9 protein-coding genes are annotated in these 12,037 nt (G+C 62.7%); 6 read left to right on the top strand and 3 right to left on the bottom strand.

Features of this window, described 5'->3' with window-relative positions; translation table 11 throughout:
* Positions 1-57: 57 nt before the first annotated feature.
* Positions 58-1,062, bottom strand: coding sequence for a LacI family DNA-binding transcriptional regulator (locus GEV01_RS26225; RefSeq protein WP_152808645.1), 1,005 nt, complete (start codon positions 1,060-1,062; stop codon positions 58-60).
* Between the two features lie 156 nt (positions 1,063-1,218).
* Here GEV01_RS26225 and GEV01_RS26220 point away from each other — a divergent pair, with 156 nt between their 5' ends.
* From GEV01_RS26220 to GEV01_RS26210, 3 genes are all read left to right on the top strand, one after another.
* The gene (locus GEV01_RS26220; RefSeq protein WP_152808643.1) at positions 1,219-2,040 is read left to right on the top strand and encodes an NAD-dependent epimerase/dehydratase family protein; all 822 of its coding nucleotides are present in this window, start codon (positions 1,219-1,221) and stop codon (positions 2,038-2,040) included.
* Between the two features lie 36 nt (positions 2,041-2,076).
* Positions 2,077-4,248, top strand: coding sequence for a glycoside hydrolase family 88 protein (locus GEV01_RS26215; RefSeq protein WP_152808641.1), 2,172 nt, complete (start codon positions 2,077-2,079; stop codon positions 4,246-4,248).
* A gap of 96 nt (positions 4,249-4,344) precedes the next feature.
* Positions 4,345-6,744, top strand: coding sequence for a TonB-dependent receptor (locus GEV01_RS26210; protein WP_152808639.1), 2,400 nt, complete (start codon positions 4,345-4,347; stop codon positions 6,742-6,744).
* Between the two features lie 188 nt (positions 6,745-6,932).
* Here the strand turns inward: GEV01_RS26210 and GEV01_RS26205 are convergent, their stop codons facing one another.
* Positions 6,933-7,244, bottom strand: a complete 312-nt coding sequence (locus GEV01_RS26205) for a hypothetical protein (protein WP_217428509.1) — start codon at positions 7,242-7,244, stop codon at positions 6,933-6,935.
* On the opposite strand from GEV01_RS26205, the gene GEV01_RS26200 reads away from it, so the two are divergent.
* The gene (locus GEV01_RS26200) at positions 7,243-8,241 is read left to right on the top strand and encodes a hypothetical protein (protein WP_152808635.1); all 999 of its coding nucleotides are present in this window, start codon (positions 7,243-7,245) and stop codon (positions 8,239-8,241) included. The two genes, GEV01_RS26205 and GEV01_RS26200, sit on opposite strands and share 2 nt — an antisense overlap.
* A 97-nt stretch (positions 8,242-8,338) precedes the next feature.
* Here GEV01_RS26200 and GEV01_RS26195 read toward each other — a convergent pair whose 3' ends face one another.
* Positions 8,339-8,668: a hypothetical protein gene (locus tag GEV01_RS26195; protein ID WP_152808633.1), complete on the bottom strand. Its 330-nt coding sequence runs from the start codon at positions 8,666-8,668 to the stop codon at positions 8,339-8,341.
* Positions 8,669-8,864: 196 nt separating this feature from the next.
* On the opposite strand from GEV01_RS26195, the gene GEV01_RS26190 reads away from it, so the two are divergent.
* Positions 8,865-10,997, top strand: a complete 2,133-nt coding sequence (locus tag GEV01_RS26190) for a pre-peptidase C-terminal domain-containing protein (RefSeq protein ID WP_152808631.1) — start codon at positions 8,865-8,867, stop codon at positions 10,995-10,997.
* Between the two features lie 182 nt (positions 10,998-11,179).
* Positions 11,180-12,016, top strand: a complete 837-nt coding sequence (locus tag GEV01_RS26185) for an undecaprenyl-diphosphate phosphatase (RefSeq protein WP_152808629.1) — start codon at positions 11,180-11,182, stop codon at positions 12,014-12,016.
* Positions 12,017-12,037 lie beyond the last annotated feature (21 nt).

Below are 12,037 nucleotides of genomic sequence, written 5' to 3'. Positions count from 1 at the left end.
TTAACCGATGTTATGTGATTTTTCTGAAGACGTAAAGCTTCGCGTGAAAAAATCGCTCTAAACGCTGCGAGGGTTGCGGCTAGCGGTGGAACCGCGCAGTATCAGCTGCGGCTCGATCATGCTGAAGGCGGGAGCAGGCTTGCCTTCGATCTGCCCGATCAGCTGCTCCATCGCGGCCGCGCCCAGGCGTTCGCTTTGCAGGTCGACGGTGGTGAGCGGCGGCGAGGTGTAGGCGCCGAACTGGATATTGTCGAAGCCGGCCACCGAAATATCGGCAGGAAGGCAGAAGCCCAATGTCTGCGCGGCTTTCATGAAACCCAGCGCCATCAGGTCGTTGTAGCAGATCAGCGCATCGGGAGGTTCGGAGCCGAGCATGATGGACGAGCACACGCGCTCTCCTTCCAGCGCCGACGGTGCGCCCGCGTCATGCACGGTCAGCGGCAGGCCATGCGCGGACAGGCATTCGCGGATGCCGGCCAGGCGCTCTTCATCGCGGCGCGACTTGGAAAAGCCCAGGTACGCAATCCTGCGGTGGCCCAGCGCCACGAGGTGGCGCGTCAACATGCAGGCGCCCCGGTGATCGTCACCCGCCACCCAGGGGATATCGTGGCCGGCCAGGTGGCCGAAGAACACCATCGGCTTCTCCAGCGCCACCATCCAGTCCATCTCCGATTCCGGTATGCGCGAGATGACGATCATGCCGTCCACGCGGCGGCTCAGCGCCTCCAGCAGCGGGCGTTCGCGGTCCGGGTTTTCCTCGGTATCGACCAGCAGCAGGGTGTAGCCGTGTTCCTGCGCCACGCGGTTGGCGCCCTTGACCACGCTGGTGAAGTGCGGATTGGCGACGTCCAGCACCGACAGGCCGATGCTCCTGGTGCGGCCCGTGATCATCGACGCCGCCAGCGGATTGGAACGATAGCCCAGGTCCGCGATGACCCGCGTGATGGTCGCCTCCACCCCCGGCGAAAAACGCTGGGCGCCGTTGACGAACTTGGACACGGTGGCGGTCGAAACGCCTGCGGCGGCAGCCACATCGCGGATGGTGGGTATCGGTTTTTTCATCAATCCAGTCAATCGGTTTTTATTTTAGTGTGCCATCCGCGTCGATCTTAGCACGCCAAATCCGCCACACACCATATCTACATTGATGCGAAAGCGATTGACCTCGAAAATATATTCGCTATACTTGCGATTAAACGTTTAACCACAAAACATCAAATGACCAATACTTCTAGCGCAAAACCCTTCAAACGCATCCTTCTGACCGGCGCCGGCGGCGGCCTGGGCACCATCCTGCGCGAGCGCGCCAAGGCCTGGGCCGACGTGGTTCGCCTGAACGATGTCAAGGATCTCGGCCCTGCACGCGAGGGCGAGGAGATCGTCATCGGCGACCTGGGCGACCGCGACTTCGTGCTGAACATGATGGAGGGTGTGGACGCCGTGCTGCACTTCGGCGGCATCTCGGTCGAAGACAAATTCGAACCGATCATGAACGCCAACATCCTCGGCCTGCACCACCTGTACGAGGCGGTGCACAAGTGCGGCGTCAAGCGCGTGATCTACGCCAGCTCCAGCCACGTGGTGGGCTACTACGAAACCACGGAGCTGGTCGACGCGACGATGCCGCTGCGTCCCGACGGTTTCTACGGCGTCTCCAAGGCCTTCGGTGAAGCGCTGTCGCGCTACTACTACGACCGCTTCGGCACCGAGACCGTCTGCCTGCGCATCGGCTCCTCCTTCCCGGAGCCTAAGAACAGCCGCATGATGATCACCTACCTGGCCTACGACGACCTGGTGGAGCTGATCCGCTGTTCGCTGTTCACGCCGCGCGTGGGCCACACCATCACCTTCGGCACCTCGGACAATCCGACCAAATGGTGGGACAACAAGCACGCCTCGCACCTAGGCTATGTGCCGAAGCACAGCTCCAGCCAGTTCGCCGGCAACTTCCCCGACAGCGCGGCCTACCCGGCGGCGGGCGATGCGCCCACCATCTACCAGGGCGGCCCGTTCGTCACCGCAGGACCGATGTACAAATAACGCCCCAACCTCAAAAAATATAAACGAGACGCCCACATGAATCCAACGTATCTGCACGCCGCCGTGCTGGCCGCCTTCGCGGCGGCGCTGCCCGCATCATCAGTCTTCGCCGCGGAAGTTTCGGCCGCCATCAACCCGAAAGCGGTACTGAACTCAATGGAGCGCGTGGCGGACTGGCAGCTCGCCAATCCAAGCAAGCACCGCACCGACGACTGGACGCAGGCGGTAGGCGATACCGGCTTCATGGCTCTGGTGGGCATCTCGGGCGACCGCAAATACCGCGACGCCATGCTCGCCGTCGGCGACAAGAACGAATGGAAGCTGGGCCCCAACCACTACCACGCGGATGACCACATCATCGGCCAGACCTACGCCGAGCTGTATCTGCAATTGCGCGATCCGAAGATGATCGCCGCCATGCGCGCCAGCTTCGACGACATCCTGGCCAACCGCCGCACCGGCACGCTGGACTTCACCGTCAAGGGCAACCAGGACCGCTGGTCGTGGTGCGACGCGCTGTTCATGGGACCACCGACCTGGCTGCGCCTGTGGTCCGTCACCGGCGACCAGCGCTACCTGGACTTCGCCGTCAGCGAATGGTGGGTAACGTCGGACTACCTGTACGACAAGGAAGCCCACCTCTACTTCCGCGACAGCAAATACTTCGACAAGCGCGAAGCCAATGGCGAGAAGGTCTACTGGGGACGCGGCAACGGCTGGGTGATGGGCGGCCTGGTACGCATGCTGCAATACCTGCCGGCCAATCACCCCGCCCGTCCGCGCTTCGAACAGCAGTACAAGGAGATGTCGGCCAAGCTGCTGACGCTTCAACAGCCGGACGGCCTGTGGCGGGCCAGCCTGCTGGACCCGGCCAGCTATCCGCTGAAGGAATCGAGCGGTTCGGCGCTGTATGCCTATGCCTTCGCCTGGGGCGTCAACCAGGGACTGCTCGACGCCAAGACCTACAAGCCCGCCGTGCAGAAGGTGTGGAGCGCGCTGGTGGCCAACGTACAGGCGGACGGCAAGCTGACCCACGTTCAGCCTATCGGCCAGGATCCCAAATCCTTCGACAACGACGCCACCGAAGTGTATGGCGTCGGCGGCTTCCTGCTGGCCGGCAGCGAGGTGTATCGCATGGCGGTGCTGGACAAGGCCAAGCCGCAGACCGTCGCCGTGGCCAACGGCACCGACGGCCTGCGCGGCGATGAGCTGGTCGAAGTCAAACTCGCAGGCGGCATCAAGACGCCGGTGGTGATGGACGCCGCCACCTCGGCGATCCTGAACTCGCAAGTCATCGGCGGCAAGCAGCTGCTGTTCTCCGTGAACGTGCCGGCCGGCGATACGCGCCGCTACCTGGTGCTGCCGGCCGAACGCCTGGCTGCGGCGCCACCGGCCGACGTCAAGACACACGCGCGCTTCGTGCCGGAGCGCCTGGACGACTTCGCGTGGGAGAGCGACCGCACCGTGCACCGCGTCTACGGCCCGGCCATCATCAAGGATCCGAAGGAGCACCTGATCAGCAGCGGCGTGGACGTGTGGGTCAAGAAGGTGCGCTACCCGGTGGTGGACAAGTGGTACAAGACCGGCGCCTATCACAAGGACGCAGGCGAAGGCCTGGACTACTACCACGTGGGCCAGAACCGCGGCTGCGGCGGCACCACCATCTACGCCGACAACGCCCTGCACAACTCGTCCAACTTCCAGAGCTGGAAGGTGCTGGCCGATGGTCCGCTGCGCTCCGTGTTCGAACTCACATTCGGCAAATGGGATGCAGGCAATGGCCGCATGGTCTCCGAGGTGAAGCGCTTCTCCATCGACGCCGGTTCCAACATGACCCGCGTCGAGAGCCGCTACAGCGCCAGCGGCAAAGGCCCGCTGACGGTGGGCGTGGGCATCGTGCAGCGCGACGGCCAGGGCGACTACGTGACCGACGCCGCCGGCGGCTGGTCCAGCTACTGGGAGCCGCAGCATGGCGACGACGGCATCACCGGCTGCGGCGTGATCCTGCCGGCCGGCGCCAGCGGCTTCGCCATCGCCGACAAACAGCAGCTGACGCTGGGCACGGCGCAACCGGGCCAGCCCTTCGTCTACTACTTCGGCGCGGGCTGGAACAAGAGCGGCGATTTCGCCGACGGCGCGGCATGGCAGGCCTACGTGCGCAACTACGCGCAGAAGCTGAAGGCGCCGTTGAAGGTCAGTTCAAAGTAAGCGCAGCACCGCCGGCGATCCGCGCGATTGCCGGCGTATTTTTTCATCATAAGTGGAAGCGATTCCACAAAGCATTTAATAAAAATTGGAGACACGATGAACACTCACAACCTCACGCTGCGGCCCATCACGGCCGCAGTCGCCATCGCCCTGCTGGGACTGGGCACAGCCTCCGCGCAGCAAGCCGCGCCGGTAGACAGCGGCAAGCTCGAATCGGTGGTCGTCACCGCCAACAAGCGCGCCCAGAACCTGCAAGACGTGCCGGCCTCGATCACCGTGCTCGGCGACGCCGTGCTGCAACGCTCCAACGTGCGCGACCTGGAAGACATCCCGTCGCTGTCGCCAGCGCTGACGCTGTCCTACGGCAGCCAGCCGGGCAACTTCAGCATCAATATGCGCGGCATCGGCACCTTCTCGCTGGGCATCGGCGTCGAGGCCGACGTCTCGGTGATCGTCGACGATATCCCGCAGGGCATGCAGGCCGGCGCCTTCAAGGACTTGGCCGACGTCTACCGCATCGAGGTGCTGAAGGGGCCGCAGTCCACGCTGTTCGGCAAGAGCTCCATCGCCGGTGCGCTCAACATCACCACCAAGCCGATCGGCGGACCGCTCAAGACCACCATCAGCACCTACCTCACCGACGACCATGAATGGCGGGCCGGCTTCAGCGTCGGCGGCGCCGTGTCGGACACGCTGCGCATGCGCCTGGCCGCCAGCAAGACCAGCTACCAAGGCACGCTCAACGACCTGACCACCGGCGGCCACCTGAACGGCAGCAAGGGCGACAACCTCAGCGGCAAGCTGGAGTGGACGCCGACCGACCAGCTGACCGTCACGCTGACGCCGCACTACAACCGCACCGAGAAGTTCTGCTGCTCCAACGCCTACAGCGCCATGTCGGTGGGCGGCATCTACCGCAACGCGCCGCAGCTGCCGGCCTCGCTGGTACTGGCCGGCATCAACATCGGTCCGGGCAACCGCGACGTGCGCAACGATTACCCTACCGGCGGCAAGTTCCACGACGTCGGCACCGGCGTCAAGCTGGACTGGGCCTTCGATCCGAACGGCCCGCTGGCCGGCCACACGCTGAGCTCGATCTCGTCCTACGGCCGCTACCACATGGACGATTACCAGGACAACGACAACACCGACATCGACATCCTGCCCTTCCTGTTGCTGCCCAACGGCCAGCCGACCGGCATGCACGGCGGCCTGTTCCAGTACGGTTCGTTCGACGTGCACTCGACCACGCAGGAGCTGCGCCTGACCTCGCCGGACAAGGGCGCGGTGCGCTACGTCGCCGGCCTGTGGTACGGCAAGAACTGGCTGAACCGCGAGCTGACCAAGGCGCCGCTGATCCAGGCCTACGGCACCTCCTACGGCGCCGATGCGTGGAATATCAGCAAGGCCATCTACGGCCAGGGTTCGTGGGACTTCGTGCCGAACACCAGCCTGATCCTGGGCGGCCGCTACAACGACGAAGACACCGGCTACAACTTCCGCCGCTACACGGTGCCGCCGCAGATGCACGCGCTGACCGAGTACTACCACAAGCAAGACAACGACAAGAGCTTCACCGGCAAGCTGGGCCTGGAGCACCGCATCGACAAGGACAGCATGGTCTACGGCATGGCGTCGACCGGCCACAAGGGCGTGGCCTACGATTTGACGTCCGGCTTCACGTCGGCCACCGCCAAGCTGCCGGCCGTCAAGCCGGAGACCGCGCGCAGCTATGAGATCGGCCTGAAGCAAAGCCTGCTGGACAACCGAGCCATGTTCAGCCTGGCGCTGTTCCGCACCAACTTCAAGAACTTCCAGCAATCATCGAGCTTTTTCGATGCCGACGGCACGTATCGCACCGGCCTGAACAGCATCGGCGGCCTGCGCACGGAGGGGGTGGAATTGGAGGGCAGCGTGCGCGTGACGCGCGAGCTGCAACTGAACGGCAGCTTCGCCTACACCAAGGCCACCGTGCAATCGTTCGAGAACGGCCCGTGCTACAACGTGCTGAACGCCACGGGAACGGGCACCATCCCCGGCCCCGGCTGCGTCAACAGCCCGAAGTACAACAACACCAACGTCCAGGACTTGGCGGGCAAGACTTTGCCTAATGCGCCCAAGGTCAAGGTCAACCTGGGCGGGCAGTACGATCTGGTGCTGCCGTCGCAGAGCTTCAATGGCTTCGTCGCGGCCACCACGCGCTACCAGAGCCGCACGCAGTTCTCGCTGAGCCAGGATCCGATGACGATACAGGGCGCGTACAGCATCACCAACCTGAGCTTCGGCGTGAAGGACAAGCAGGACCGCTACAAGTTCACCTTCCTGGTCAACAACCTGTTCGACAAGCGCTACGCGGCCGGCCTGAACAACGGCTACGCCAATAGCAACTGGAGCAGCAAGGCGCCCAATGCGCCGCTGGTGGTCAACACCACCGAATGGCTGCCGCCGCGCGACTACCAACGCTACTTCGGCGCGCGCCTGGACATGACGTTCTAAAGCTTGCATCTCCCTCGCGACCCTGCCATCAGGTCGCTCTTGCGCCCTTCATCCACGCGGCTCACCCGCGCGGCTGGAGGGCTTTTTTATCGGCGCCATTGTGCTGGAATCGGGTCAACCCCGTCGGCAAAAAAACACATTGCTGGCACTGCTGAAGTTGCTATACTTTTAATTGTAAAAATTTACCATCATCTATTTTGAGGAGTTGGTATGCCGAGAAGAGGAAAAAAAGGCGGCAAAGGTAAAGAGGAAGACTCGGACGACGATTTGCCGGCGGTGGCGTCATCATCATCCTTGCAACCGAGCCATCGACGCGGCGCATTTAATCCTGAGACAAACAGGATAAATATGTCTGCGATAGCTGCAAAAAATACCGGCGCCAGCTCATCGTCGTCGAGCGCTTCCTCGTCGAGCATAGCCGCCGTTATCCACAGCACAGACTGCATCAGATACGACACCCCTCCATACCTGACGGCGTACGCAAAATCTGAACCAACCATGGAAGGCAATATGCCGCTCGGCCCCAAGCGCTTGAATTGTTACGGGTCGCTAGAGATGGCCAAGCTTCAACTGCTGGGATCGCTAAGCACCTGCTTGCTGACATATCTGGATGAAGGGCCGGATGCCTTAAAGGTGCGGACCGGCCGGGGTGGCAAGGAGGAAAAAACCTCGACTGTCGACACTCCAAACCATGCCGAGGTCCAGATGGGTTTTGACGACAGGGGCCTATATGCGGCCAGTAATGCCGGCGCTATCGATCAGCAGACCTACATGGGGATGCTCACTACGATTTCCAACTTGAAACTGTCATCCGACATAGAGCGCAGCGATTCAACCCTGCAACGCGCTATCGTCCGGATTCGGCAATTGCAAGAGATTATGCCGACAACAAATAATCCGAAATACGAACGGCTCTACGAAAACGCGCTTGAGTCATCCAGTTGGTTTAATCTTGTACACATACACGTAGACGCCACGTCCAGGGATGCTAAATCGATTTTCACGTTTTTGACTATGCTACTTACCGGAAAAGGGCTGGATGCCGCGGTTTCCCACGAAAACAAAACCACCTGGCCCCAGGTGCCGGATTTGCAATATGGTGGGGTATGCCTGCATGCCGAACTGAGGATACTGTACGCGGCGTGGCAGATAGGAAACGGCGACTTGTATATAAACGGAGCAAAACGTGCATGTTGGGGGTGTTCCAACGTATTCAACGCTCTGCACACGCATGCGGCACTACCGGTGCCGGTGCAAGCAACTGTGCCACCTGATCAGAGCGCTCAGGCGTCGTCGAGTCAGCCGACTCCACTGCCGTTCCATGCCCTGCCTAAGTTTCGCATACACAGATTATTGGATGATCAGAATGAAGTAGTCGGTGGGGTTTATTCGGGCTGCTATTGTGGCTTACATGATTTGGGCGCTCCAGCGGTGCCTACCCAGGCAACTACGTTGGGAGGGCCAGCCCGACGCAAGTCGATAACGTTTTCCAAGTAAGCTCGGGCAGAGGCCAGTAGGCTGACGCAGTTGGAAAGAGCCCGCCTTTTTCCGATCCTCGGTAGCCGAATTCGGGTTTGGCAAACCCGTAAACGGTTTATTCAGTTTTCAGCTGCAGGCGCTTGATGGCGCCGTTCTTGCCGTAGGTGGCCGACACCAGCAGCGGCTTGCCGCATTGCGTACGGTAGAGATAGGTCCGCTCCTCGCCGTCGACCGTGCGCCGCAGCAGTTCCAGCGGCGGCGGGCTGGCGCAAGGACGCAGCAGCGCCGCGCCCTCGGCCGCCGGATCGATCGCCATCTTCGCAACGGCGGCCGCCACCTGCTGCGTCACCTCCGGTTCCACATCCTCGATCGCCTTGGGCGCTTGCGCCAGCGCGCAGCCGGATGCCAGCGCGAGCGGCAGCAGCAGGGAAAACAGTCGTTGCATCGAGTGCCTTTCGTTGGATGTTTGGGCTCCATCTTAGCGCCGCGCGCGCGCCGCCGCTATGTCTCATTTTTAACAGAATCGCGCAAAGTGTCTAAAAACGCCTGATTTTACAAATGGAAAAAAGGCGTGGCTATACTCGTTTGGCACCCACAAGGCTCGCATCCAAACTACATCCCACTAAAGGAGTCCATGCAGCATGCGCCAATTTGCCCGCCCATTCGTCCGTCCCTTACTCGCCTCCCTGATCGTCCTGGCCTACGCCGGTACCGCGCACGCCGGCAGCTACTCGGTTGAAAACCTGACGGTATTCTCCGGCACCGCGGCCACCTCGGCCGACGACGTGCTGCGCCAGAACGCCGCCCGCTTCGGCCTGCCAGCCTCGCTGAGCAACCTGGGCCTGGTCAAGGTGCAGGAATCCCTGACCGGCAAGCACTACCACTACCAGCAAATGCTGCGCGGCCTGCCGGTGGACCGGGCCGAGATCATCATCTCGATCGGCAAGAACGGCCAGCTGCAAAAGATCTTCAACGAAACCCGCTACATCTCCGACAAGGTCGACGCCAGCGCCGTCAACCAGCTGTACAACCAGGCCCAGATCAGCGAAGACCAGGCCCTGGACAAAGCCTGGACCAATATGAAGGTGCAGCATCCGCTGGTGGCCACGCCATCGACCGAACTGGTGTGGGTGCCGACCAAGGACGGCGTGCAACTGGCGCGCAAGGTCCGCATCGAGGCGCAGATGCCGACCGGTGGCTTCGTGCAGTTCCTGAACGCGCATGACGGCACCGTCATCGGCTCCTACACCACCTCGCTGCCGCGCCGCGGCGAACGCACGCTGGGCGCCCGCACCGCCGTCGCCGGCCCCGTGCTCGACCGCGCCGCCGCCACCAAGGCCGTCAGCAGCAGCCAGGGCTCGCGTTCGCAGCTGAGCGCGCAATCGGCCGCCGTGGCCCTGGCCACGCCGTCCGGCATCAACGGTTCCGGCTACGCCTTCGATCCCGATCCGCGCACCGTGCTCAACACCGACGCGCTGACCGACACCTCGCCCGCCTCCGCCTTCGACGCCGCCTACTCGACCAAGACCCTGCGCGACCTGACCGTGACCGGCGGCGTGTACAAGCTGAGCGGCCCGTTCGTCAACATCAAGAACATCGAAGCGCCGGCCACCGCGCCGAGCACCACCACCAACGGCGTGTGGACGGCCAAGCGCGGCAACAACGCCTTCGACGACACCAACGTCTACTTCCACCTGGACCAGAGCCAGCGCTACATCCAGTCGCTGGGCTTCACCGGCACCAAGTCCATCATCAACCGTCCGCTGGACGTCGACACCGACGGCGTCAACGGCGACGACAACTCGCACTACAGCGGCGGCGGCGCCGGTTCGGACTACCTGGCCTTCGGCCACGGCTGCGTGAACGACAGCGAAGACGCCGACGTCATCCTGCACGAATACGGCCACGGCATCCAGGCCAACATCAATTCGAGCTGGAGCGGCGGCGACACCGGCGCCATGGGCGAAGGCTTCGGCGACTACTGGGCCGCGTCCTACTCCTACAGCACGCCGAACGGCAAGATCTACCATCCGGAATGGGCGTTCAGCTGGGACGGCCACGGCGCCTGCTGGGACGGCCGCCTGCTGAACCGCACCAACGCCAAGTACAACGCCGCCAAGACTTACGGCGCGCACCAGTCGGTGACCGAGAACGGCGTCACCTTCCAGTCCGACGAGCTGTGGTCGGCGCCGCTGTACCAATCGATGGTGGCGCTGATCGCCGCCGGCAAGCCGCGCGCCAATATCGACCAGATCATCCTGGAAGCGCACTTCGGCCTGGGCAGCAACATCAAGATGCCGGCCATGGCCACCGCCATCGTCAACGCCGCCAAGACGCTGTACCCGTCGGACCTGAGCTACGCCAACACCTTCCAGGCCAGCTTCGAGGCGCAGAACATCCTGTCGTCGGTGGTCAGCGGCCCGACCATCAACGAAGTGGAAAGCAACAACACCACCGCCACCGCGCAGGCCGTCAGCACCGCCGGCACCACGGTCAACGGCACCATCAGCGCCTCGTCCGACGTCGACTACTACAAGATCGTGCTGCCGGCCGGCAAAACGCTGACCGTGACCCTGGCGCCGAACGCCAGCTCGGACTACGACCTGGAGCTGTACAACAGCGCCGGCACCAAGGTCGCGTCCAGCACCAACGGCACCGGTTCGGCCGACAGCGTCAGTTACGGCACGGCCGGTACGCTGTACGCCAAGGTGATCTATTACAGCGGCGGCACCGGCGCCACCAGCGGCAAGTACACGCTGCAAGCCAACTGGTAATCGCACTCGGCACACTACGCAGGTCTTCTTCCAACGCCCCGTTCCGGGGCGTTTTTTTTGCCTGGCCGGCGAAAACCCCATTACCCTTGAGTCAGATTCAGAATCGGAGGCCGCGAACATGGTAAGCTTCGACCCCGGCGCTCCACGTGAGGCCCCACTCCCACCAACTCATTACTTACCTCATGGATATCGTTCTCGCACTCAAAGCCCTGATCATGGGCCTGGTTGAAGGTTTCACCGAATTTCTGCCGATCTCGTCGACCGGCCACCTGATTCTGGCGGAACACCTGCTGGGCTTCCACGGCCTGGAAGAAAAAATGAAAGTGTTCGAGATCGTCATCCAGGCGGGCGCCATCTTCGCCGTCTGCTGGGAGTACCGCGCGCGCATCGCCGCCGTGCTGACCGGCCTGGGCGACCCGAAACAGCAGCGCTTCGCGCTCAACGTGCTGATCGCCTTCCTGCCGGCCGCCGTGCTGGGCGTGCTGTTCAGCAAAGCCATCAAGGCCAAGCTGTTCGCGCCGGTGCCGGTGGCGCTGGCCTTCATCGTCGGCGGCTTCGTCATCCTGTGGGTGGAAAAGCGCGAAAAAGCCAATCCGGCCATGGCCCGCATCAATTCGGTCGACGACATCAAGCCGATCGACGCGCTCAAGATCGGCATCGCCCAGGCGTTCGCGCTGATCCCGGGCACCAGCCGCTCCGGCGCCACCATCATGGGCAGCATGATCTTCGGCTTCTCGCGCAAGGTGGCGACCGAGTTCTCGTTCTTCCTGGCGATCCCCACGCTGCTGGGCGCCACCGTGTATTCGCTGTACAAGGAGCGCGCGCTGCTGTCGGCCTCCGACCTGCCGCTGTTCTCGATCGGCACCGTGGCGGCCTTCGTTTCGGCCTTCCTGTGCGTGCGCTGGCTGCTGCGCTATATCAGCTCGCACACCTTCACTGCGTTCGCTTGGTATCGCATCGCCTTCGGCCTGATGGTGCTGGTCACCGGTTACACCGGCGTCATCGTCTGGGCCGACTAAACCTTAGCTGTAGAAGAATCG

Origin of the sequence: Rugamonas rivuli, assembly GCF_009380165.1 — a bacterium.
Lineage (GTDB): Bacteria > Pseudomonadota > Gammaproteobacteria > Burkholderiales > Burkholderiaceae_D > Rugamonas > Rugamonas rivuli.
Note: the sequence above shows the minus strand (reverse complement) of the source record. Positions and strands in the feature narration are given on the sequence as shown.